This window comes from Bacillus sp. HMSC036E02 (assembly GCF_001836235.1).
GTDB classification, from domain to species: domain Bacteria; phylum Bacillota; class Bacilli; order Bacillales; family Bacillaceae_G; genus Bacillus_A; species Bacillus_A cereus.
In genome coordinates this window covers 200,447-222,664 of the sequence record NZ_KV827831.1, presented here as the reverse complement: position 1 = coordinate 222,664, position 22,218 = coordinate 200,447, and the positions used below count along the sequence as shown (strand labels likewise).

Below are 22,218 nucleotides of genomic sequence, written 5' to 3'. Positions count from 1 at the left end.
GTGACTGTTTTATTAACAATTTGTATCATTGCCTGTTTCATTGTTTCATTTCTCGCCTTTATTTATCCAATTATCCCTGGCATACTAGCTGTCTGGGCTGGATATTTGATTTACCATTTCGGTATAAATGGAGGCGAATTAACAACTTCTTTTTGGATTATTCAAGTCATTTTCACTCTTTTCATTTTCGTTGCTGATTTTATTGCAAATGGATATTTCTTAAAAAAATACGGTAGTTCTAAATGGGGCGAACGTGTCGGAATGATTTCTATCATTGTCGGATCGTTCTTCTTCCCACCATTCGGACTTATTATCATACCGTTCTTATCAGTATTTATAACAGAACTAGTGCATAAAAAAGCGCCAAAAGATGCCTTTCTAGTTGGAGTCGCTACTGTAGTTGGTTTTTTAAGCAGTACAGTAGCGAAAGCAATTCTCCAAATCATTATGATTATCATCTTCTTGTGTTATATCATCTTTTAACCATCCCGACTTCGGGATGGTTTTTTAATATGCAATACCTACTCGACTATTTTCATATATGTTTTTCTTACATAGATCCCATGCAAAGTGTGCTGTATCACCCACTGTAATTTTTGATCCACCCTCTGGCAATATATCTTTTTCAGTTCGATATACCTCTGTCGCCTCACCATCTATTAAATGTGTCGGACAAACAACTGTCCAACATAAATTATTACTATTACTTAGTACTTTATATGCAGCCAAATGATCTTCCGCTGCCGTTGTCGTTTTCCTTTTTGATTCCGTTGATTGAAAACGATATAAATTTAGATTTGTTCTTGCTTGTAAAATACCAGCTGTTCCTATTGTTATGATTCTACGAACCCCTTCTTCTTCCATTTGCTTAATGATTTGTGGCATACTCTTCCCTAATGTTCCATTTTGATCCGTTCCAAGTGTACTAATTACTATATCGCTTCCTTCTATCACTTTCTTTATATCATTTTCGTTCAATACATTACCTTCTATCACTCGTAGCCTTTCATGTTGTATTTCTATTCTATTTAAATCACGCGCTAATGCAGTCACTTCAGCTGAATCCTTTAATGCTAAATTAATTATGTTTGAACCTACTCGTCCTGTTGCTCCCAATATACATACTTTCATTTGTTTTCCCCCTCTTTCATTCTCTTTCTATTTTTCAATAATCTCAGTCAATTTACAACAAAAAAGCTTCCTCATATATGAGAGGAAGCTTTATTATTACTTTATTTCTTTTCTTTAGAATCAGTAGACTTCTCGGTTCCGCTTGTTTCTTTATCCTTTTTATCCTCTTGTTGTGTTGTTGTGTCGTCTTCTTTCTTCTTGTCCTCACCTTTACTACAACCTACCATTAATAAAGAACTTGCAAGTGCCATAGCAGTTAATGATTTAACCCATTTATTCATTTGCGTTTCCTCCTTGTGATAGAATATGTACAACCTCATATTACTCTCTATTTTTAAAGGAGAGATTGAAAAACAGTAAATATACGGTAAATTTTTGTAAATCTTCTGATAACAAAACCTGATTTTATTTCATTTCCAATCGATACACAATAAAACTAGTTTTTTCTCTCAATGGACGTAAAAAAACTAAGGCGCATACCATTTCGCCTTAGTTTCTCATGCAAACTTTTCATTTTCATATAGATGTGTAATCTTATATTCCTTCTTCATAACATATTGCCACACACTATAAGCGTAACGGTTCATTTTCAGGAAACAATTTTCCAAAAATGAGCGAAACTCTGGATTAGCAACTTCCACTGCAACTTGAGCAAACTTTAAAGCTAATCGTTTCAAGTGCGCAATATAACTGGTTGCAATATGAATATCCCCTGTATATTTACTAACTGTTTCCTTTTCCATTTCATGCAAATCAAACTCCGTTGTTTCACAGGTTATATGCTGCACATTCTCTCCTTCTTGAAAATTTACTTGTTCATTATATGCTTGTAACATATATGGTAAATGGTGCTGTAATAGATTTTTTAATTCTTCGTCTCTGACCTTTCCAGCATACTCTCCAACCTTGTATATTAGCATATAACTATATCTCATTAATTCTTTCATACAGTCCATTAAAGCGCCTCCCTTCTCTTTTGCCCATATACTATAAATATGATGCTAAAACATTCGCTATTCTTGCTAAAAACCAATCCCATCTACTAATTTTCTCAAAATCTTCTTCAGAAAATCGTTTTGATTTATGAAAGTCTACCTGTAATCGACTCCATACTTCATCAACAACGGTTTTATCATATATGATACAGTTAGACTCGCAATTTAAATAAAAACTTCTATTATCAAAATTCGCTGTCCCAATATCAACAATTTCTCCATCAATGATTGTTACTTTCCCATGAAAAAATCCATTTCGATATTGATAAATCTCCGCTCCAGCATGTAACATATCTTTCAAATATGGATAGGCAGCTTGTTTTAACAATATGGCATCACTTTTAAATGGCACGAGAATTTTCACATTAACACCACGATTTAATGCAGCTTTTAACTCTTTCACCATTTCTTTACTTGGTACAAAATATGGTGTAGCGATAATTAAAGACTTTTTAGCCTGCTTTAATAGTGCTCCATATTTTTCCCATAAGCCTTTTCCATTTGAAAATAAATATTGATATTTCACATTCCCTAATGTAGGTATACTTTCATGTATAGGCATTTTTTCTCCTGTATCTTCTTTCCAATCTTCGGCGAACTTTCTTTCCATATCCGCTGCACCCTCACCATGGATACGCACGTGATAATCACGCCATGGCCCAAACTTTGGATTTTGTCCAAGGTACTCCTTTCCGATATTAAAGCCACCGACGTATGATACCTTTCCATCTATCGTAACAATACGTCTATGATTTCGTTGATGCAAAGAATAGAACATATTTTTCAGTTTCGGTTTTTTACTAAATGTAAACTTCACACCGTTTTCTTTTAATCGGCTAATTACCTTTTTCTTCAGCTTATATCCGCCTACCCGATCGACTGACAATTTCACTTCTACTCCGCTAGATGCTTTTTTCTCTAATAACTGTAAAAACTCTTGGCTTATTTCGTCTTTTCCTACAATATAAAAATGGATATATATATACTTTTCTGCATCGTTTATATCGTCAAATAATTTTCTATATAACTCTTCACCGTTCGTATATAGTTGAAATTCCCCTAATCGAACTTGTCCTAATTCATATTCACTAGCCATTTCCTTCCCCATTTCCACATCGATGTTCATCCAAATGAATACACCTATTAAACAAAGGATTATAGCGAAAAAGTGCTTCATGGATAAATTCCTTTCTCCACTTACTGTTATTTCTATATCTTCCCTTTTTTATTACATTATCATTCAAGAAAATATGTCATTGCATGATATATGTCCATATCAAACAATAGCTCATTTGCATATTGTATGTTGTATCTTAAAATAAAAGGAGGAAATAACAATGGGCTTCGCACATGGTAATGGATTTGCGCTATTAGTCGTATTATTTATCCTCTTAATCATCGTCGGTGCTGCTTGCTTCTGCTAAGTAGCTACTGTCATATGATATGTGGATGAAAAAACTATAAAAGCGGACACCTATTTTTAGGTGTCCGCTTTTCATTTTAAAACCATTTCCGACTGCTATAGTAACTTAAATGGCTAAATATTCATCTCAAAAGGTTAACAATGTGGCTACTTTCTTACTCTCTGCCTTACGTATATGACGCTGTTCTGCACGTAACACAGCAATACGATGTAATTCTTTCTCTTCTTCGGTTTCAGGGATAACACGCGGTACTGGAACTGGATTATTTTCCTTACTAAGTGCCACAAAAGTAACGAATGACGTTGCCGCTATACGCTTCTCACCTGAAATTAAATCTTCAGCCACTACCTTCACAAACACTTCCATCGAAGTTCTTCCCGTCCAAATTACGAAAGATTCATAACTAACACAATCTGAAGAACGAACAGGATGTAAGAAATCGACCCAGTCCATAGATGCTGTGACACATTCCTTTCTTGAATGTCTGGATGCTGAAATAGAAGCAACCATATCCATCTCCGCTAATATCTTCCCACCAAATAGCGTGTTATGATCATTTAAATCTGTTGGGAAGACTCGGCTCGTTTTGAACACCCTTGACTCATTGGCTGTTTTCCCCTTTACTTCTGTCATTGTTATCACCCCTTTAATGATCTATCCCTAATATTTCAATAATCACTATACTAAATGAACTACACGTTTAATATTAACAACATTCAGAACTTTTAGTCCACAAAAAAGAACCGATTTTATCAATCGGCTCCTCTAAATACATATTGTTCTTTCGGCTGTTCAACTTTATTCCATTTTGTTACTTCTAATACAGGAATATTCGCATGAAACGGCTGATAAAACTCAGTAGTTATCTCTCCTTCTACTTGAATCCAGTCATCATTATTCCACTCTACGCCTTCTGGTTTTTTCACTAACATACCATACACACCAGAATCTGCTACGCAATGTATAATACCGAAACGGAATAAGAAGTATTGTTCTTTTTTAGAAGAATCATCTCTAAAAACAAACCCTTTAAAAGATAATTTTTTCCCAGTAAACTCGCCAGGATAATTATAAATTGTTTCCATACCCTTTAGGAAGTCTTCATCTTTCAAATTAATATTGTCTTTCGTAACAAACTCTTTCTTCCCTTTTTCCATTACACCGCGGTATCCTTCTTTCCCGTAATAAATGCTCGTATCAGGTCTTAGGAATTGTCTTGTCATAAATGGATCCTTACTTTCTGCTTGTGCAACAGGAAAGTGAAAGCCCTTCGCTTTAACAATATCCGAATCTAGCGTCGCAATTGGGAAAAATAACCCTGAGATAATTGGAAAACAAAACAATGAGTACGAAAATGCTTTTTTCCACCATGTATTCTCATCTTTTGAATGATCATGCCCGCAATGGCTATGGTCGCAACTGCAATCATTTTTCTCTTTTTCCTTTTGGTGCTCTTTTTGGAAAACGACGATAATTTGTATAATCGTTAAGAAACCTAAAATAATTGCTGCTGTTGTTGATAAATAGGCATACTTCATATTGATATACTTCGTAATGTTACCAGAAATATGAAGCTGCGCAATTAATATTGTAAAACCTAATAATATATATGCTCGAAACATAACCTACCACCCCATCGCATAAATGAGTAGTGAGCTTGCATAAACAACAAGAGTAACTGTAACTATAACAACAATTACAAATTTCGTTTTAAATGTCGCAAGCATCATAAACATATTTTTAATATCCACCATCGGTCCGTAAACGAGGAACGCGACAAGTGAAGCTGTTGAAAACGTACTTTGGAACGAAGAAGCGATAAATGCATCTGCCTCTGAACAAAGTGATAATATATAAGCAAGTCCCATCATAACAGCTGATGAAGAAAACGGACCTTGTCCAATAGCAAGAAGTGTTGAAGTTTGTACAAACGTTTGTACCGCTGCTGCAATTAACGCACCTAGTACTAAATATTTTCCCATTGAGAAGAATTCCTCAACAGCGTGTGTACATACATCCCACATTTTTTTACGCAGTGGACGCTTATTATTCACTTCTGGGAAGTGATCATCTCTTAATTGATGTTCTTTAAACATAAAGGATAATATAATTCCAACGATAATGGCTACGATAATCGCTACAATAGAACGATACCATACCATGTGCATACTACTCCCAAAGGCAACATAAGTAGCAAATAATACAACTGGATTAATAATAGGTCCAGTTAACATAAATGCAATCCCTGCGTATGGTGGAACACCTTTTCCAATTAATCGTCTTACAATCGGAACAATTCCACATTCACAGCCCGGAAACAACATACCTAAAAAAGTAGCTAATAAAACAGACAGAAATCGGTTTTTCGGCATCCATTTTGCCACCATATCTTCTGTCACGAACATTTGAATGAATCCTGAAATAAATACACCAATGAGCACGAAAGGAAGTGCTTCGATCAATATGGAGATAAAAATTGTATTCATTTGCAGGAATGCTTTCGGTAATTGAAACAATTCCATGATGTATTTCCTCCAACTTTTCATTAACAATATGTAATTTTAACCCCATTTCATTAATTGAACAAGGCTTATATGGAATACATACCCTTTATATACATTACATTGTACAAGTTATATTCTATTCAAAATTTGAGATTTCATAGCAAAAAAGCTGCTCTAGCGTAGTTGTATAACTATGCTAGAGCAGCTTTCTTATCTTTAAAAGTAACGTTTCTTCCAAAAAACAAAAGCTAACGTGAAAGATAGTGTTACACATATGATGAGTACAATTACAAAACCGTGGGCTTCTCCTTCAAACGGAACCTTTACGTTCATTCCAAAGAAACTAGAAACCATCGTCGGTAAAGATAAAATGATCGTAATTGACGTTAACAGTTTCATAACACTATTTAAATTATTTGATATAACGGAGCTAAAAGTATTCATCATTCCACTTAAAATATGACTATATATTTCCGCCATTTCAATAGCCTGTTTATTTTCAATTAATACATCTTCTAATAAATCTTGATCGTCTTCATACATTTTTAAAAATGTACTATTACGCATTAACTTTTGAATTACAATTTTATTAGCCTTTAATGACGTTGTAAAGTATACTAAGCTTTTCTCAAGGCCTAACAATGTGAAAATCTCTTTATTTTTCATTGACTGATTTAATTGATGCTCTAAATCAATTGTTTTTCGATTTATTTGCTTTAAGTATCTTAAATAATAAGTAGAAATCGTATATAAGAGCTGAAGTGCAAAGCGCGTCTTCTTAAACGTATAAAATTCTTTAATACGTTGATTAATAAAACGTTCAAAAATTGGATTCTCTTCTAAGCAGATTGTAACAAAACAATCCGGCATCACAATCATACCTATTGGAATCGTGTCATAAATCGAATTTCCTTCTTCGTCATGTCTAACTGTCGGAATATCGACGATAATTAAAGTATTATTGTCTTCCTTTTCAATACGAGAGCGTTCTTCATCATCCAAAGGGTCTTTAATGAAATCTAAGTCTACATTTAAAGTTTGTACTAGATATTGAATTTCTTCTTCTGTTGGATGAAGTACATTAATCCAGCACCCCTTTTGCATTTCCTCAATCTCTTGTAGTTTTCCGTTTCGGTCTGTTAAATATATATTTAACATACTATCACCCCGATTCTTTTTACATGTAGGAATCTACCTCTCTTAAATCACAGTTTTTAAACCGCCATTCTCAGCATATGAAACATACGTTTAAATTTCAATAGAAAAATTATTTTGAAAACGTTTTTATAAGAAAAATATTATAAAGTGAAACTTTAATCAGTGGGGACTTCATCCCCCACTGATTTTCAGCCCTCACCAATCGGGCTTTTACGGGCTGCCCGCCCCCAACCAAACTTCTTTTCTTTCGCTGAATTTTGAGATGAGGATCTTACTGCCCGTTAGAGCGGGATAAACATAGAAAAAGACAGAGTGCTCTCTGCCTTAAAAGCTTATGTTGCCTTTATAACATATTTAGAAAGCATCCACAAGTTAAACCCAACTGAAATCGTATAGCCCGCGTATGTTGAAATGATAAAACTTACATAATCGAAATACGGAAGCAATACAATATTTAAAACTATCTTCACAATAATTCCAATCACTAGTCCTAGCACCGTCTTCTGCTGTTGATTGATTCCTTGTAGCATAGCAGCCGTTACTGTAAAAAGAGAAAATAGTATGCAAGCAGGAGCATAATACTGTAAAATGATTCTCCCCATCTCTGGATCATTTCCAGCACCAAATAAAAGGGTATATACAGGCTTGGCTAACACCATCATTCCAATTGCCGCCGGTACCGTAATCGCTACTACTAATACATTTGTTCTCGTAAAATGTTTGTACAATAGCTTCGTATTTCCTGCTGTATAAGCTTTCGTCATCTCTGGTACGAGAGACATACTAAAAGCTGTCGCAACGGATACCGGGATAAGCACAACCATTTGAACAAGGCCAATTATTGCATTAATTTTTTCCGCTTCGCCTTGCATATACCCTATCTGTATAAGTAGTTTATTAATTGTAAATGTATCAATCGTCTGATACAACGGAATTGCTAAGCCTACTACAACAAATGGAATAGAATATGTAAAGAGCTCCTTATAAAGCGAGAAAAAAGATTTCGTTGTTTGTGGTATACTTGCCATTTCTTTTTTCTTTAAGTGCCTTCTCCTTCTCATATAATACGCACTTAAAACAGTTAATCCACCTACAGCTCCCATAAAGGCACCGAACGTTGAAATACCAACTGCTAGCGAAACAGAAGCTTTTAAAACATATAAAACAACAAAGCTTCCTATTAAAATGGTTAAAACCCGAAAAAATTGCTCCACAACTACACTTAATGCAGAAGGCCCCATCGATTGGAATCCTTGAAAGAAGCCCCTTAATAAACTCATTACTGGCACAAGTATTAACGCAAAACTTACAATTCGAATATTAGTAGTAACCGCTCCTACACTATTCCCCGTTTGATCATTCCCATCGATGACAAGTTTAGCTAAATGCGGAGCTAGCATATATAACGTAAAACACGAAATGACTCCCATTATAAACATAAACACGATTCCACTTTTCAACACTCTCTTAACCGTATGATAATCATTCAGTTGATCATATTTTGATACCATCTTTGAAACAGCTAGCGGTAATCCCATTGTTGCTATGCTGAGCATGATGGTATAAGGACGATATGCGTATGTGTATAGAACGTAACCACTCGTACCGACCATCGCTGTAAATGGTATAACATATATAAACCCTAACATTTTTGATATCATCGTTGCCATCGTTAAAAATATCGTTCCACGTATAAACGGTGACCCTTTCATCACATTCCTCCGCTACGCTTTATTATTACACATTATGGACAACTCCTTTTCTTTAGAACCGAAACAAACAAAAAAAGCCAATGAATTATCATTGACTTTAACGCGCTGCTTTTTTCTTTTTGAAATACTTTAAACCAAAGTATAGAGCAATAAAAAGAACAGCTCCTATAATTATGTAATGTGTGTAATCAGATGCATACTCTTTAATTTGTCGCCAATTCCCACCAAGTTTTTCACCTAAGTATATAAATAGAATTGACCATGGAATGATCGCTACAACCGTATAAAGTGTAAATAGTTTTAATGGCATCTTAGCTAGTCCTGCTGGAATAGAGATCGCATGACGCACTACTGGGATAAAGCGCGCAGAAAATATTACGCCTGCTCCATAACGCTTAAACCAACCTTCCGCTATGTCTAAATGATGTTTATTAATAAGTAGATATTTCCCATATTTCTCTACAACCGGACGCCCTCCGTAGTATCCAAGCCAGTATAAAAAGATTTGCGCTAAAGTACCACCAATCGTTCCGGCGATAACTGCACCCACAAAACTAATTTTACCATTTGCTACTAAAAAGCCAGCATACGAAAGTACAATTTCACTCGGGATTACTTCAATCATTAAAGCAAGAGCTACTCCAAAGTAACCTAAGCTTGCAAAAAATTGCAATAACTGATCTATTATGTTTGCTAACATGTTCTTTTTTATCTCCTTTTTTCTTCACATACCATCCCATTATTACATAAAGGCTGCAATCTGCCAATATCTTCATTTTAACAATATGTACAATTCAAGCAGGATTAATCTATTAATTTCTCTTTCTGCGGGTCTTTCATGTAGGCAAACATCTCTTTAATTTGGTCTTCTGTATTTCTAGCAATTGATAAATTAGGCAATTCATTTTCACCAAAAAACTCCACCTCTTCTGTTTCAATGCTAGTTTTCTTTTCTCCACCAATAATCTCGCATCCAATGAAAATCTTATATACATGCGTCGCCGATGGAGATGGTTGATGTTTTTCTTTATCAAATATAGCTAGTAACTTAAAATGATCTACCTCATAACCAGTCTCTTCGAAAACTTCTTTTGCTGCAACTTCGGTTGGCGTATAACCGACATCAGCCCATCCACCTGGCAATGCCCATTTCCCATCGCTTTTTTCTTTCACAAATAATAACTTTTCATTTTGAAAAACAACCGCTCTTATATCAACTTTAGGTGTTTGATAGCCTGTCTCACTTGCAAATAACTTCTCTACGATTTCCCAATCTGTTTTCGTGTAATGTGACATCATTGAAATAGAAATATCTCGTAATTGCTGGAAACGTTCAATATCATACACATCCTTAGAATACGTTAAACCTGCTTGAGCTATAGATTGTATTTGTTTTACCCAATCAATCCATTTAATCGTCATATATCCGCATCCCCATTCTCTATCAAATATATTACTTCATTTTTATTGATACATCTTTATTATACAAAAAAAAAGAGATTGATAACGTTTCAATCTCTTTCAAAATTAATCCAATTCATGTAAGTGGTCTTGTATATACTTTCTTCTCTTATTTATATATTCATAAATCATATCAGCCTCTTGATCAAATGTTTCTAATTTTTCTTTCATGTATGGATCTTGTAGTAAATATGGACGAATCAATTCACACAACCCTTCTACTTTCGGCCTCATAAACGAAACTGTAAATTGATCTTCTAATATTTCTTCTAAAATACTTCGATACTGCTTTCTAAATACAGGTATGTCTAGCAATCTTGCACTCAACGTATTATAACCTTGAATACGAATATATTCATGATTAAGCGGTCTCCCTTGTACATCTCGCCCCCAAGTCGCATCATAATCCCACGGTATAACTTCAAATAAATTTGTTTCATCGTTATGATATAGTGCATAGTTATGAACAAAACCATCAAAGTTTTGCGTAAAAATAACTCCTGCTAACCATCGTAAATATTTATCTACATGTAGAAACTTCCCAATCTCTTTTTCATAGGCTTCCCTCGTCAAAGTATTCGCTTGAAATACAAATTCACTCAGCTGTTCTTCACTATTTTTATTCGAATATTTAAATTCATAACCCGCAAAGAGCTCTGTCTTAACATCTTTATCTCGTTCACTCATTAATGAAAAATTCGCATCATCATCTATCGCATAATAAATAGAACCACTCGGTAATCCTCTATTTTTCAAAAAATTTTCATCAACCGATTCTAACTGTAAATACACACCTTGAATTTGACCATTAATTTTTATAAATACATGTTGTGATTTTGGCGAAAGTACACCAATATCATGAAAAAAATCTAAAGATAATTTATTTCGTATGAGAGACGGATCCATAAACTCCGAATTCAAATGAAACTCTTTCGCACCTTGAAATTTTTTAGGCTTATAAAACATAACATGATAAGACTTTTTCTCAAATTCGCGAATATGAGCTCCTCTGTATACGATATCAATATCATACTTCTTTTTTCCATAAGTCAATTTTGCTGGTACTGGACTATCTGACCAAATGTCCTTTTTCAATTCCACTAAGTACATTGGATGAACAAAAAAATCATATGAAGGCAGCATGTTTTCTCATCCCTTCTCAGTTCTCTTCATTCAATGTATGCGCCTTGTCTTGTCCATACATCCGCAATCATCTATTTATATAAAATTACACTCTTGTCCTGTTCAGAAAGATGCCTACATACATATCATGTTAAGGAAAAAGAATACCTTTTCACTTTAATACATGATAAGGAGGATTTCTATGAAACGTGATATTAGAAAAGCTGTCGAAGAAATCAAAAGTGCTGGGATGGAGGATTTCTTACACCAAGATCCAAGTACATTTGAGTGCGATGATGATAAATTCACTCATCATCATTGTACAACTGGATGTAAATGTACAACTGGGGGTAAATGTCCTAGAACAAGATGTACTCGCGTGAAACATTGTACGTTCGTTACAAAATGTACGCATGTAAAAAAATGGACATTTGTTACGAAATGTACACGTGTACGTGTTCAAAAATGGACGTTCGTTACGAAAGTAACGCGTAGAAAAGAATGCGTATTAGTTACAAAACGTACTCGCAGAAAACATTGTACATTCATTACAAAATGCATACGCTTTGAAAAGAAATTTTTCTGGACAAAACGAAGTTTCTGTAAAAAATGCGAATTCTTCCCTAACAGACACGGTCACTCTTGCGATGATTCATGTGATCATGGTAAAGACTGTCACGATAGCGGACACAAATGGAATGATTGCAAAGGCGGACATAAATTCCCATCTTGCAAAAATAAGAAATTCGATCACTTCTGGTATAAAAAACGTAACTGCTAGTTTTTATACCACCCAAAAAAAGGCCGTTTTGCGGCCTTTTTTACATTTATTGAAAGTGACTTATATCTGCAAATTGTTTCACTTTACCAATACCCTCTTCAAATTCTATTATGCTCAAACTGGCACTATGCATAAATGGATCATCCCACACATTTTCTATTTCAATTCCCGCGAAATGCCCTACAAGTAATTTTGCTGCTGCCGCATGAGAAACAATCAATATGTTTTGTCCTTTATGCTTCTCTAAAAGAAGCTGCATACCTTCAATTACTCTTTCATAAACGGCCTCAAAATTTTCGCCTGATGTTGCCTGAAAAAGATGTGGCTCATTCCAAAACAGATGTACTTCTTCTGGAAATTGCTTTTCTATATCTGCGATTGTTTGTCCTTCCCATATACCCATGTTGATTTCATAGAAATGCTCATCCGCTATAATGGGTATATCACGTTCCCCCTTTATTAACTCTGCCGTATGAAGTGTTCTTTCGCTCGGACTACTATAAATCGCATGGATTGGTAAATCTTTCATTCGATTCCCTAATTGTTTCGCCTGAACTATACCATTTTCAGTTAAAGCAGAATTTTTCCGTCCCTGCATTCGCTTCGCTACATTCCACTCTGTTTCACCATGCCTTGTTACATATATAGTTGTTTTCATTTCATACTCCCCCTCACCATATTGGTCGTAATTCCCACGGTTCAACTCTCCCTACAATCCACTCCGCTCGTTTACTTTCAATCCCTTTTATAACTCCATCAGCTATCTCTTCATGAGTAAGCCATCTTCCATATGTATCTTCTAAAATAAACCCTAAAATAATTCTATGATAAATACATCGCGTACTCCCTATTTTTTGTGCAGGCATACGTGATGCTTTATTACCTAAAATATGAAATAAACTATATGTTTTAGACGACAAATCTAGTTCTTTACAAATATTTGATAGTGCATGCTTTGCACTTGTGTGTACCCATGCAACAACTAATGTGATCGGGCCATTTTTCTTAATTGTACTTTTAATAGCTAGCTTTACATCTTCATCATTATAATAATCTAACGAAAGGCATGTAATATTTTCTGGTGCAGAACTCATTCGCTTAACATTTTCTAATTTCACTTCATCTCGCCCGATAATAGAAACATAAAATCGTTTCTCACAAAGCCACATAGAAACTTTCTTTAGCATTCCTGTTCCACCAATTACAAGTGCATGCAAATGCTATCCCTCCTAATAAAATGTCATATGAGGTTTCTCATCTCTATAATAATTTAAACGGTCTTGCAGTGTCCCTGAGTGAAACTCAAATTTATGACCGTCAGGATCAACAAAGTATATAGATTCGCAATCCCTTACATCACGTTCTCTTCCTTGTAAAATATGAACATCATTTTCTTCTAATCGCTGTATTAGACATTTAAAGTCTTCTTGTTCAACAGAAAATGCAATGTGCGTATAAGATTGATGAATCTCATTTCTCGGAATATGCGTCTCTTCATTAAGCGCTATCCATACTCCACATATGTTAAAATAAGCTAATTTTCTTCCTTTAACTAATAATTCTCCTTCTAATACTTTTTCATAAAACATAATAGAGTTTTCTAAATTAGATACCGAAAAACAAATATGATTGATTCCTCTTAACAACTATAATTCCTCCTTATACAAATAAAAGATGAGCGAAAATTCACTCATCTTTTATTATACTATTTTTTTGTAATATATGCCCATTTATAACTGAAGTCCCCGCCAAACGTATGGTTAGCAATGCCTTTTACAAATGGCTTCTCTAAATAAGCTGTACTTTGTTGGTACGTAGGAGAAATTGCTGCGTCTTGACCAATTAAGATTTTTTCAGCTTCCGCAAGTGCATTCCAGCGTGCTTTATCATCTTTTAATAGCTCTCCTTTTGATTTCGCTACTAAATCATCATACTTCGGATTAGAATAATCCATTTCATTAAATGAGCTTCCAGTAACAAACATATCAATATAAGTCATTGGATCCGGATAATCAGGGCTCCATGCAGATAATGAGAATTCATATTGGAATTTCTTTTCTAAATCTAGCTTCTGCTTGTATGGTTGCTGTTTCAAATTCACTTTAATACCAGGCAAGTTTTTCTCTAGTTCTTCCTTAATAAAGTCGCCTACTTTTTTACGGCTACCGTTATCATCGTTTAGTAATTCAACCGTAATTGTATCTTGACCAAGCTCTTTCTTCGCTTCTTCCCATAATTTTTTTGCTTTCTCTGCGTTATCTTTACTATCACGGAAGTTTTTATTTACAGAGCGGAAATCTTTTCCATCCGGACCTGTCGTGAATTTTTCAGGTACTAAGAAATATGCTGGCAATGAACCGTCATTTAAAATGACATCAGCAATTCCTTTTTTATCGTATGCTAAATCAATCGCTTCACGTACTTTTTGGTTTTTAAATGTTGCATTTTTTTGATTAAAGCGTAAGAAATACATACGCGGGTCTAACTTCGTTTTAAATTCATCTGGTTTATTCTTTTTATATTTATCAACAAATTCAGAAGTTAAAATAACTCGATCTGCTTGATCACTATCATATAAATTTACTCCCGTGCTTGTTTCCTTCACAATACTTACATTAATTTCGTCTAACTTTACAGTATCTTTATCCCAATAATTAGGATTTTTCTTTAACTGATAATTTTGTTCATGTTTCCATTGACTCATTGTAAATGGTCCATTATATACTAATTTATCTGCTTCTAATCCGTATTTATCTCCTTGCTCTTTCACATATTTTTCATTTAATGGGAAAAATGTAGGGAACGACGTAAGCTCAAGAAAATAAGGTGCTGGTTGCTCTAATTCTACTACCAACGTTTTATCATCCTTCGCTTTAACACCCAATTGATCTAATGGTAATTCACCTTTATTTACTTTCTGTGCATTTTTCACATCAAATAAAATGAATGCATATTCTGCCGCTATTGCTTTGTCTAATGTACGTTGCCATGCATATACAAAATCTTGTGCTCGAACTGGATCACCATTTGACCATTTCGCATCACGTAATTCAAATGTATATGTCTTTTTATCTTCACTAATCTTCACATCTTTTGCCATACCTGGTGTTGGTTTATTATCTTTATCTAGACGATATAAACCTTCCATTGCATTTACAAATACACGGAAAGATACAGAATCCGTTGATTTAGATGTATCCATTGAAGGAATTTCAGCTGTTTCTAGCAAATTTAAAACTTGTTTATCTGCCATTCCCTTATTCGATTCTTTCTTCGTTGTCGAAGCCTTCTCACCATTCCCACATCCTGCAACCAATACACTCGTCGTTAACGCAAGTGCAGCAATTGTTGTTGTCTTTCTCTTCATTCTTCCTTCCCCCAATCTATATGTATAAGTTAAATCCTATATAATATATTTCATTATACAAAAGATTCTGATTATTTTAAATATTTATTTTAACAAACATAGAAAAAAGCGATCGGAAATTTCTTTCCAGCCGCTTTCTTGAATAGCATTTACTTGTAATCCATCCTCTATATCAAATGGATTTTGAACTTTAAATATTTCTTCCATCAGCTTCAAAAACTCTTCTTCAGTTTTAGATTCACCATTAACCATAAATGAGTATGGTTCCACTTCACCTAATTTATAATCGACAACAAATTGAATCTTCACCTTTTGTCTTGGCGTTCCGGTGTTATATCCTTGGAATTCTACTAATTCTAACCCTTCCGTTCCACGATAATATATCCAACCTGAATTTTGAAAATAATTTTCGAAAGATTCACCTATTGAAAAGAAAGGATATTCATAAAGCGAGCTTGTACGAACCTTTTGAATAACGTCTCGATCAGTCGGAAAAAAGAAATGACTAAAAAATATGCTGGCAACTGCTAAAATAGTAACAATTGTCGCTCCCATTTTGCTCGTTCCGCCGCTATCATTGATTAGATAGTTTTCAACTGATTTATCTTTTATTTCTCTTGCTTTTATTCGGTATATACGTCTTTCCGCAAATTGATAGTACAATCCATTTGCAAAAATCCCCATTCCAAACAGAATAAAAATGAGTAATAAAAACGTAAGAGGCACCATATTAATGATTGGCAACGCTACATTAAATCCCATATAATACGAAAATGCATCACACGCTACTAATAACAACATAAATAAAGCAGCTGGTACATAATACTTACGATATCCTAGCCAGCCTATATTGAAAATAGCAGCCCAACCATTCCAACTCCACCTAGCAATCCGCTTATTCTCAAGTTCCCATTTCCTTTTGTAATACGGATATTGTCTCCCTACATATACTTCTAGTTCTTTATCTATTAACGAGCTACCTTCATCTTGTTCATTATCCAAGTTTCGCTGACAACTTGCACAATTTAACTGTTCCTCCTCGCAAGGTTGCCCACAATTTATACATTTCAAAACAATCCCTCTTCCCATCCATACGTCATTTCAAAATACCTTCGTGTTTTAATAACCACTCTTTCCTCCATAAACCACCAGCATATCCAACAAGCTTTCCACTCTTTCCTATTACACGGTGACATGGAACAATTATTGAAATTGGATTCCGACTATTTGCCCCTCCTATTGCCCGTACAGCTTTTGTATTTCCAACTTTCTCTGCAACATCTAAATATGAAGCACTTACGCCGTATGGAATAGTATAAAGTGCATCCCATACATTTTTTTGAAATGCTGTTCCCTCCGCAGACAGCGGGACCGTAAACTCTTTTCTTTTCCCTTTAAAATATTCATCTAACTCATTTATACATTGTTCTATCATTTCATTTTTATTTTCTTCTTGTCGTTCATCAACAAATATAACAGACGTAATTCCTTCTTGATTCGCTGTAATTTCAAGCAAACCTACTTCGCTTTCATAATAAGCCTGGTACATATGCCATCCTCCAATTCAGTTCATATTAGTCATTGTAACACGAATATACAAAATTTTTCGTATAAGCGTTTTATTAGAGAAACAAAAAAGAGAATGATACAATGTAAGAAAATTCAATCTAGGAGGCTATTGGATGAATTCCGAACTTTTTTCACCTTATACAATTAAGGACGTTACATTAAAAAACCGGATTGTTATGTCACCTATGTGCATGTATTCATCGGAAAACGGGGATGGCCAAGTAACGAATTTCCATCTCATTCATTATGGAACAAGAGCTGCCGGTCAAGTTGGTTTAGTTATGATTGAAGCAACAGCCGTGTTACCTGAAGGTCGAATTTCAAATAAAGACTTAGGCATTTGGGATAACAGTTTAATTGAAGGCTTACATAAAACGACTACTTTTATACATGATAATGGTGCAAAAGCTGCCATTCAACTCGCTCACGCCGGAAGAAAAGCAGAACTAGAAACAGATGCGTTAGCTCCTTCAGCCATTCCATTTAATGAAACAATGAAAATGCCAATAGAAATGAGCAAACACCAAATTAAAGATACCGTATTAGCTTTTCAGCAAGCTGCAGTACGATCAAAACAAGCTGGATTTGATGTTATTGAAATACACGGTGCTCACGGTTATCTTATTAATGAATTTCTTTCTCCGCTTTCCAATAAGCGGACTGATGAATATGGTGGTTCACCTGAAAACCGCTATCGTTTCTTACGCGAAATCATTGACTCGATAAATGAAGTTTGGGACGGGCCGTTATTTGTCCGTATTTCAGCAAATGATTATCATCCTGACGGGTTAACAGTTCAAGATTATGTTCAGTATACAAAGTGGATGAAAGAACAGGGAATAGATTTAATCGATTGTAGTTCTGGCGCAGTTGTACCAGCACATATTGATGTGTATCCCGGTTATCAAGTACAATATGCCAAACATATTAAAGAGCATGCTAACATTGCAACTGGTGCAGTTGGATTGATTACGACCGGAGTACAAGCAGAGCAAATTTTAAATAATAACGAAGCAGATTTAATTTTCATCGGACGTGAATTACTTCGCAATCCGTATTTTCCGAGAATAGCGGCCAATGAACTTGGCTTTGAATTGCAAGAACCTCACCAATATAAGCGAGCACCAGGAAAAATTCATACGAATAAATAAAACCGAGAAGTCATTCTTCTCGGTTTTATTTATTCTATCGTTGTAATTTCATTTGAATTATAAGTATGGATACCCGATTCTTCTCGCAGCGCGGTTATATACATCCCTTTCGCCACATCTTTAGCTGAAATTGGTTTATATTTTTTGAAAGCTCCTTTAAAGATAAACGGAATAATACGAGATAACTTTTCAGCCATTCGTTCGCCGAAACGAAATTCTTGTCGATTTCCTACTAATAATGATGGTCTAAAAATGTGAATACCACCAATCACTAACTTTTGCAATTCTTCTTCCATTTTTCCTTTCACTTGTGAATAAAAGAAGAATGATTTAGGATTCGCTCCCATAGAAGACACGACAAGGAAATTTTGTACCCCTTGTTTTTCAGCTAAACACGCAGCCCGTAACGTATATTCATAATCTACTTTTTTAAAATTTGCTTTTGTTTTTGCTTTTTTTATTGTTGTTCCTAAGCAACTAAAAACATCATCCACAGCAAAGAACTCTTTATATTCCTCTAATACCGAAAAATCAACTTGTTTCTGCTGTAACTTCTCATGTTGCAATTGCATTGGCTCTCTTACAAAAATAGTAACCGAATCGTAGTAATCTGATTCAAGTAATAGACGCGTTATCTCTTGTCCAACTAAACCACTTGCACCAAGTATTAACGCTGTTCGCTTATTCATATATGCATATACCTCTTATTTTACTTTTCTCTCCTTTAGTAAAATACAACCTTTAGGAGTTTCCTGCTCTTATTTTACCACAAGTAAAACACTATGCGTACGCATAGTGCTTTACTCACTCTTTTTTCTCATCTCTCTCTTGTAATTTCGTTATTGTTGTAGCGTCCCCTAAATTACTTATTAATCTTCTTAAAAAAATTAATACGAAAGATAATGGCAATACTACCGCTAATATTAATAAAATAGCTTCCATTAAGTAACCCAAGCGCTCATCCCCCTCTTTACCTCCTTTTCAATATATGAAAACAGCGTTGTCACATATGCATGCATTTGCAAAAATAATACACCTATATTTGACAACTTTATAACAAAAACAAATCGGAATGATTATTATTTATTGCAACTTTATTAAAGATGTATTATACTAAGTTCGCAAACTAAAACGTAATTATTCCGTTTTGTATTAAAATGATATTTTTCTTCTATAATTGGGGAAAATATATCCGTAAAAAAGAAAAGAGGAGAACTTCATGCCTAAAAGATTGACTATATTTTCATTCTTACTTATTTTTACCTTAATTTTCGCTGGCTGCTCAAATAAAAAAGAAAGTAATGCCAAGAAAGATGGAAAGCTAACAGTTTATACAACGATTTTTCCACTTGCTGATTTCGCAAAGAAAATCGGTGGCGACTATGTAAATGTTGAAGCGATTTACCCACCTGGTGCAGATTCACATACATTTGAACCAAGTCAAAAACAAACAGTACAAGTTGCAAAAGCCGATTTATTTGTTTATAACGGCGCTGAATTAGAACCATTTGCTGAAAAAATGGAAAAAACATTACAAAAAGAAAATGTTAAAATTGTAAATGCATCTAAAGGTATTGAGCTTCGTGCTTCTACTGAAGAAGAGCATCATGATCATGGAGATGGCCATAAAGAAGATGAACATCATCACGATAAAGACCCGCATGTTTGGTTAGACCCTACTCTAGCAATGAAACAGGCAGAAAAAATTAAAAATGCACTTGTAGAGTTACAACCTGAACATAAACAAGAATTCGAAAAAAACTTTGCAGCACTTCAAACTAAATTTACTGATTTAGACGATGGATTTAAGGCAGCTGTAGCGAACGCAAAAACGAAAGAAATTTTAGTTTCTCATGCTGCCTATGGTTACTGGGAACAACGATACGGCCTAAAACAAATTCCTATCGCTGGAATTTCAGCTTCTGATGAACCATCTCAAAAGCAGCTTGCTGACATTACAAAAACAGTAAAAGAACATAACCTAAAATATATTTTATTCGAAACATTCTCTACTCCAAAAGTAGCATCCGTAATTCAAAAAGAAACTGGTACAAAAGTTTTACGCTTAAATCACTTAGCTACTATTTCTGAAGATGATGCAAAAAATAATAAAGATTACTTTACTTTAATGGAAGAAAACGTAAACACATTGAAAGAAGCAACAAACTAATCCATTATACTTTCTAGGCAGCTGAATTTGTTATTCAGCTGCCTTTTTATGTATTTATCCTTGACTTGACCAAAATAACAAGTAAAATTATCCATATTAGCTTTAAAGCTATATTAATTTAGAAGGTGAGTTGGAATTATGAATCTTCACATTTGTGAAGTAACAGCAAAAAATTGGCGTTCAGTAGTTGCTTTAGACGTCGCAAAAGATCAGCAACAATTTATTGAAAGTAACGCGTTTTCTTTAGCAGAATCATTATATGAAGGAAACGGAACGTCAGTAGGTTTATATGATGGAGAAACACTTGTAGGATACGCAATGTATGGATGGTATTCAGTAAAACATAAAAGTGTATGGCTCGATCGCTTTATGATTGACCAACAATATCAAGGAAAAGGATACGCAAAACGTTTCCTTCGCTTACTCATTCAATTCTTACAAGAAAAATTTGAATGCAAAATAATTTACTTAAGTTTACATCCAGACAACAAACTTGCAATGGGACTGTATGAATCATTTGGTTTCCGCTTAAATGGGGATATTGATGATGAAGGTCCAGTTGTAGGTGTTGTAATGGAGTTACTAATAGACGAAAATACAAGCCTGTGAAAACAGGCTTTTTATTATACATTTATCAATTTTTAGTTTCTCCCCCTTATTTAATTCTGTTTTGCAATCTAATAGAATGCTCATAAAAAATAAGCCTGCAATTTACGCAGACTTATTTCACACACTCCTCGAAATGTTCTTGGAACCACTCTTTATTAATATCTCTTCCGATAAAAACTACTTCACTTACTCGCTCTTCGCCCTCTTGCCACTCTCTATCGTACGAAGCAGCAAATAACGTATGTACACCTTGGAAAACGATACGTTTATCTACTCCATCTATTGATAAAATTCCTTTGTAACGATATAAATATTCCCCTAGCTCTTGAACGACAGCTGACATCCACTCATTAAGCTTTTGTAAATCCAGCGGACGTTCTTCACGTAATACAAATGATTTCACACCTTCTAAGTGGTTATGTTCTTTATGAGGGTAAATTTGCAACGTATCTTTCATTTTAAACGTTTGGATTTGTAATAAAGATGGTATATCTACCTCACAGTTAGTCGCCTCAATTAACTTTGCAGTCGGGTTAATTCCTTGAATTTCATGCAAGAGATGTTCTTTCTCATTCTCTTCAATTAAATCTAATTTATTTACTAAAACGACATCAGCAAACGCAATTTGCTCTTTTGCTTCTAATCCTTTTACAAAATGTTTATGTATATGATAACTATCTACTACCGTTACAACACCGTTAATTTGGTAAGCAGATTGAATGACTGGATCTAAAAAGAATGTTTGAATAATCGGGCCTGGATTTGCAAGGCCCGTCGTTTCAATTACTAAACCATCAAAATCCATTTTCCCTTCTGCTTTTACGTCCAATAACTGTTTCAAAGCAACAAGTAAGTCTTCACGTACAGTACAGCATAAACAGCCATTTGTCATTTCCATAATTTCTTCTTCCACATTCATAATCAACTGATTATCAATGCCAATTTGCCCTATTTCATTTACAATCACCGCTAATTTCTTACCGTGATTTTCTGATAAAATACGATTTAATAATGTCGTTTTCCCCGATCCAAGAAAACCAGTTAATATTGTTACTGGAATCATT

The 22,218-nt window shown here is 34.5% G+C and carries 27 protein-coding genes; 6 read left to right on the top strand and 21 right to left on the bottom strand.

The features are described from left to right. Positions 1-483 (top strand): DUF456 domain-containing protein, encoded by a 483-nt coding sequence (locus HMPREF2590_RS10475; RefSeq protein ID WP_000217334.1) that lies wholly within the window; start codon positions 1-3, stop codon positions 481-483. A gap of 24 nt (positions 484-507) precedes the next feature. On the opposite strand, the gene HMPREF2590_RS10470 is transcribed toward HMPREF2590_RS10475, so the two are convergent. The 4 genes from HMPREF2590_RS10470 to cls all read right to left on the bottom strand — a co-directional run bounded on the left by HMPREF2590_RS10470 (position 508) and on the right by cls (position 3,303). Next, the gene (locus HMPREF2590_RS10470) at positions 508-1,131 is read right to left on the bottom strand and encodes an NAD(P)-dependent oxidoreductase (protein WP_000861655.1); all 624 of its coding nucleotides are present in this window, start codon (positions 1,129-1,131) and stop codon (positions 508-510) included. Positions 1,132-1,232: 101 nt separating this feature from the next. Then, positions 1,233-1,412 carry a hypothetical protein gene (locus tag HMPREF2590_RS10465; RefSeq protein WP_001045960.1) on the bottom strand — a complete coding sequence of 60 codons (180 nt, stop codon included), beginning with the start codon at positions 1,410-1,412 and terminating at the stop codon, positions 1,233-1,235. Between the two features lie 216 nt (positions 1,413-1,628). Then, the gene (locus HMPREF2590_RS10460; protein WP_000340542.1) at positions 1,629-2,087 is read right to left on the bottom strand and encodes a spore coat protein; all 459 of its coding nucleotides are present in this window, start codon (positions 2,085-2,087) and stop codon (positions 1,629-1,631) included. A 31-nt stretch (positions 2,088-2,118) separates the two neighbouring features. Continuing rightward, the gene (cls, locus tag HMPREF2590_RS10455; protein WP_002004934.1) at positions 2,119-3,303 is read right to left on the bottom strand and encodes a cardiolipin synthase; all 1,185 of its coding nucleotides are present in this window, start codon (positions 3,301-3,303) and stop codon (positions 2,119-2,121) included. 160 nt (positions 3,304-3,463) lie between these two features. Between cls and HMPREF2590_RS28710 the strand changes: the two genes are divergently transcribed. Then, positions 3,464-3,550: a YjcZ family sporulation protein gene (locus HMPREF2590_RS28710; RefSeq protein WP_000505094.1), complete on the top strand. Its 87-nt coding sequence runs from the start codon at positions 3,464-3,466 to the stop codon at positions 3,548-3,550. Positions 3,551-3,676: 126 nt separating this feature from the next. Here HMPREF2590_RS28710 and HMPREF2590_RS10450 read toward each other — a convergent pair whose 3' ends face one another. The 8 genes from HMPREF2590_RS10450 to cotH form a co-directional block, all read right to left on the bottom strand. After that, positions 3,677-4,183, bottom strand: a complete 507-nt coding sequence (locus HMPREF2590_RS10450; protein WP_000141164.1) for an acyl-CoA thioesterase — start codon at positions 4,181-4,183, stop codon at positions 3,677-3,679. 119 nt (positions 4,184-4,302) lie between these two features. Then, the gene (locus tag HMPREF2590_RS10445; RefSeq protein ID WP_000488043.1) at positions 4,303-5,172 is read right to left on the bottom strand and encodes a TIGR03943 family putative permease subunit; all 870 of its coding nucleotides are present in this window, start codon (positions 5,170-5,172) and stop codon (positions 4,303-4,305) included. Between the two features lie 3 nt (positions 5,173-5,175). Beyond that, positions 5,176-6,072, bottom strand: a complete 897-nt coding sequence (locus HMPREF2590_RS10440; RefSeq protein WP_000418716.1) for a permease — start codon at positions 6,070-6,072, stop codon at positions 5,176-5,178. A 198-nt stretch (positions 6,073-6,270) separates the two neighbouring features. Further along, the gene (locus HMPREF2590_RS10435) at positions 6,271-7,212 is read right to left on the bottom strand and encodes a magnesium transporter CorA family protein (RefSeq protein WP_000932389.1); all 942 of its coding nucleotides are present in this window, start codon (positions 7,210-7,212) and stop codon (positions 6,271-6,273) included. 332 nt (positions 7,213-7,544) lie between these two features. Continuing rightward, positions 7,545-8,924 (bottom strand): putative polysaccharide biosynthesis protein, encoded by a 1,380-nt coding sequence (locus tag HMPREF2590_RS10430; RefSeq protein WP_000678847.1) that lies wholly within the window; start codon positions 8,922-8,924, stop codon positions 7,545-7,547. A gap of 97 nt (positions 8,925-9,021) precedes the next feature. Further along, a complete protein-coding gene (gene uptA, locus HMPREF2590_RS10425; RefSeq protein WP_000880691.1) occupies positions 9,022-9,624 on the bottom strand; it encodes an undecaprenyl phosphate transporter UptA in 603 nt (200 codons plus the stop codon). Between the two features lie 104 nt (positions 9,625-9,728). Next, positions 9,729-10,346: an NUDIX hydrolase N-terminal domain-containing protein gene (locus HMPREF2590_RS10420; protein WP_000153576.1), complete on the bottom strand. Its 618-nt coding sequence runs from the start codon at positions 10,344-10,346 to the stop codon at positions 9,729-9,731. A 105-nt stretch (positions 10,347-10,451) separates the two neighbouring features. Continuing rightward, positions 10,452-11,528 carry a spore coat protein CotH gene (cotH, locus tag HMPREF2590_RS10415; protein ID WP_000937999.1) on the bottom strand — a complete coding sequence of 359 codons (1,077 nt, stop codon included), beginning with the start codon at positions 11,526-11,528 and terminating at the stop codon, positions 10,452-10,454. A 181-nt stretch (positions 11,529-11,709) separates the two neighbouring features. Here cotH and exsB point away from each other — a divergent pair, with 181 nt between their 5' ends. Continuing rightward, on the top strand, positions 11,710-12,288 hold the full coding sequence (gene exsB / locus HMPREF2590_RS10410) for an exosporium protein ExsB (protein WP_000817498.1): 579 nt from the start codon (positions 11,710-11,712) through the stop codon (positions 12,286-12,288). Between the two features lie 46 nt (positions 12,289-12,334). Here the strand turns inward: exsB and HMPREF2590_RS10405 are convergent, their stop codons facing one another. The 6 genes from HMPREF2590_RS10405 to HMPREF2590_RS10380 all read right to left on the bottom strand — a co-directional run bounded on the left by HMPREF2590_RS10405 (position 12,335) and on the right by HMPREF2590_RS10380 (position 17,204). Then, entirely contained in the window at positions 12,335-12,946 is a 612-nt protein-coding gene (locus HMPREF2590_RS10405) for a phosphoserine phosphatase 1 (protein ID WP_000858825.1), read from the bottom strand. Between the two features lie 13 nt (positions 12,947-12,959). Continuing rightward, positions 12,960-13,505 carry a short-chain dehydrogenase gene (locus HMPREF2590_RS10400; protein WP_000543128.1) on the bottom strand — a complete coding sequence of 182 codons (546 nt, stop codon included), beginning with the start codon at positions 13,503-13,505 and terminating at the stop codon, positions 12,960-12,962. Between the two features lie 12 nt (positions 13,506-13,517). Beyond that, complete coding sequence (fosB, locus tag HMPREF2590_RS10395) at positions 13,518-13,934, bottom strand: FosBx1 family fosfomycin resistance bacillithiol transferase (protein ID WP_000943769.1); 417 nt, start codon at positions 13,932-13,934, stop codon at positions 13,518-13,520. 59 nt (positions 13,935-13,993) lie between these two features. Continuing rightward, positions 13,994-15,655 carry a peptide ABC transporter substrate-binding protein gene (locus tag HMPREF2590_RS10390; RefSeq protein ID WP_000824274.1) on the bottom strand — a complete coding sequence of 554 codons (1,662 nt, stop codon included), beginning with the start codon at positions 15,653-15,655 and terminating at the stop codon, positions 13,994-13,996. A gap of 84 nt (positions 15,656-15,739) precedes the next feature. Further along, positions 15,740-16,744: a DUF2628 domain-containing protein gene (locus HMPREF2590_RS10385; protein WP_002196418.1), complete on the bottom strand. Its 1,005-nt coding sequence runs from the start codon at positions 16,742-16,744 to the stop codon at positions 15,740-15,742. Positions 16,745-16,751: 7 nt separating this feature from the next. Next, on the bottom strand, positions 16,752-17,204 hold the full coding sequence (locus tag HMPREF2590_RS10380) for a methylated-DNA--[protein]-cysteine S-methyltransferase (protein ID WP_000283915.1): 453 nt from the start codon (positions 17,202-17,204) through the stop codon (positions 16,752-16,754). Between the two features lie 133 nt (positions 17,205-17,337). Here HMPREF2590_RS10380 and namA point away from each other — a divergent pair, with 133 nt between their 5' ends. After that, complete coding sequence (namA, locus tag HMPREF2590_RS10375; protein ID WP_001083647.1) at positions 17,338-18,375, top strand: NADPH dehydrogenase NamA; 1,038 nt, start codon at positions 17,338-17,340, stop codon at positions 18,373-18,375. A gap of 29 nt (positions 18,376-18,404) precedes the next feature. Here the strand turns inward: namA and HMPREF2590_RS10370 are convergent, their stop codons facing one another. After that, positions 18,405-19,064, bottom strand: a complete 660-nt coding sequence (locus HMPREF2590_RS10370; RefSeq protein WP_001042736.1) for an oxidoreductase — start codon at positions 19,062-19,064, stop codon at positions 18,405-18,407. A 115-nt stretch (positions 19,065-19,179) separates the two neighbouring features. Further along, positions 19,180-19,329, bottom strand: a complete 150-nt coding sequence (locus tag HMPREF2590_RS30310) for a hypothetical protein (RefSeq protein WP_000540932.1) — start codon at positions 19,327-19,329, stop codon at positions 19,180-19,182. Between the two features lie 265 nt (positions 19,330-19,594). Between HMPREF2590_RS30310 and HMPREF2590_RS10360 the strand changes: the two genes are divergently transcribed. Continuing rightward, complete coding sequence (locus HMPREF2590_RS10360; RefSeq protein WP_001126151.1) at positions 19,595-20,545, top strand: metal ABC transporter substrate-binding protein; 951 nt, start codon at positions 19,595-19,597, stop codon at positions 20,543-20,545. Between the two features lie 138 nt (positions 20,546-20,683). After that, complete coding sequence (locus HMPREF2590_RS10355; protein ID WP_001048677.1) at positions 20,684-21,154, top strand: GNAT family N-acetyltransferase; 471 nt, start codon at positions 20,684-20,686, stop codon at positions 21,152-21,154. Between the two features lie 112 nt (positions 21,155-21,266). Here the strand turns inward: HMPREF2590_RS10355 and HMPREF2590_RS10350 are convergent, their stop codons facing one another. Then, positions 21,267-22,217, bottom strand: a complete 951-nt coding sequence (locus tag HMPREF2590_RS10350) for a CobW family GTP-binding protein (RefSeq protein WP_000613430.1) — start codon at positions 22,215-22,217, stop codon at positions 21,267-21,269. Position 22,218: the final 1 nt, after the last annotated feature.

Excerpts from the sequence above, each read along its gene's own strand:
- HMPREF2590_RS10360 (WP_001126151.1), top strand. The coding sequence starts at position 19,595 with ATGCCTAAAAGATTGACTATATTTTCATTCTTACTTATTTTTACCTTA.
- HMPREF2590_RS10445 (WP_000488043.1), bottom strand. The coding sequence starts at position 5,172 with ATGTTTCGAGCATATATATTATTAGGTTTTACAATATTAATTGCGCAG.
- HMPREF2590_RS10450 (WP_000141164.1), bottom strand. The coding sequence starts at position 4,183 with ATGACAGAAGTAAAGGGGAAAACAGCCAATGAGTCAAGGGTGTTCAAA.
- HMPREF2590_RS10380 (WP_000283915.1), bottom strand. The coding sequence starts at position 17,204 with ATGTACCAGGCTTATTATGAAAGCGAAGTAGGTTTGCTTGAAATTACA.
- HMPREF2590_RS10385 (WP_002196418.1), bottom strand. The coding sequence starts at position 16,744 with ATGGGAAGAGGGATTGTTTTGAAATGTATAAATTGTGGGCAACCTTGC.
- HMPREF2590_RS10465 (WP_001045960.1), bottom strand. The coding sequence starts at position 1,412 with ATGAATAAATGGGTTAAATCATTAACTGCTATGGCACTTGCAAGTTCT.
- HMPREF2590_RS10405 (WP_000858825.1), bottom strand. The coding sequence starts at position 12,946 with ATGAAAACAACTATATATGTAACAAGGCATGGTGAAACAGAGTGGAAT.
- HMPREF2590_RS10460 (WP_000340542.1), bottom strand. The coding sequence starts at position 2,087 with ATGGACTGTATGAAAGAATTAATGAGATATAGTTATATGCTAATATAC.
- namA (WP_001083647.1), top strand. The coding sequence starts at position 17,338 with ATGAATTCCGAACTTTTTTCACCTTATACAATTAAGGACGTTACATTA.
- HMPREF2590_RS10430 (WP_000678847.1), bottom strand. The coding sequence starts at position 8,924 with ATGAAAGGGTCACCGTTTATACGTGGAACGATATTTTTAACGATGGCA.
- HMPREF2590_RS10435 (WP_000932389.1), bottom strand. The coding sequence starts at position 7,212 with ATGTTAAATATATATTTAACAGACCGAAACGGAAAACTACAAGAGATT.
- HMPREF2590_RS10420 (WP_000153576.1), bottom strand. The coding sequence starts at position 10,346 with ATGACGATTAAATGGATTGATTGGGTAAAACAAATACAATCTATAGCT.
- cotH (WP_000937999.1), bottom strand. The coding sequence starts at position 11,528 with ATGCTGCCTTCATATGATTTTTTTGTTCATCCAATGTACTTAGTGGAA.
- HMPREF2590_RS10440 (WP_000418716.1), bottom strand. The coding sequence starts at position 6,072 with ATGGAATTGTTTCAATTACCGAAAGCATTCCTGCAAATGAATACAATT.
- HMPREF2590_RS10355 (WP_001048677.1), top strand. The coding sequence starts at position 20,684 with ATGAATCTTCACATTTGTGAAGTAACAGCAAAAAATTGGCGTTCAGTA.
- HMPREF2590_RS10390 (WP_000824274.1), bottom strand. The coding sequence starts at position 15,655 with ATGAAGAGAAAGACAACAACAATTGCTGCACTTGCGTTAACGACGAGT.
- HMPREF2590_RS28710 (WP_000505094.1), top strand. The coding sequence starts at position 3,464 with ATGGGCTTCGCACATGGTAATGGATTTGCGCTATTAGTCGTATTATTT.
- HMPREF2590_RS10370 (WP_001042736.1), bottom strand. The coding sequence starts at position 19,064 with ATGAATAAGCGAACAGCGTTAATACTTGGTGCAAGTGGTTTAGTTGGA.
- exsB (WP_000817498.1), top strand. The coding sequence starts at position 11,710 with ATGAAACGTGATATTAGAAAAGCTGTCGAAGAAATCAAAAGTGCTGGG.
- uptA (WP_000880691.1), bottom strand. The coding sequence starts at position 9,624 with ATGTTAGCAAACATAATAGATCAGTTATTGCAATTTTTTGCAAGCTTA.
- HMPREF2590_RS10350 (WP_000613430.1), bottom strand. The coding sequence starts at position 22,217 with ATGATTCCAGTAACAATATTAACTGGTTTTCTTGGATCGGGGAAAACG.
- HMPREF2590_RS10470 (WP_000861655.1), bottom strand. The coding sequence starts at position 1,131 with ATGAAAGTATGTATATTGGGAGCAACAGGACGAGTAGGTTCAAACATA.
- cls (WP_002004934.1), bottom strand. The coding sequence starts at position 3,303 with ATGAAGCACTTTTTCGCTATAATCCTTTGTTTAATAGGTGTATTCATT.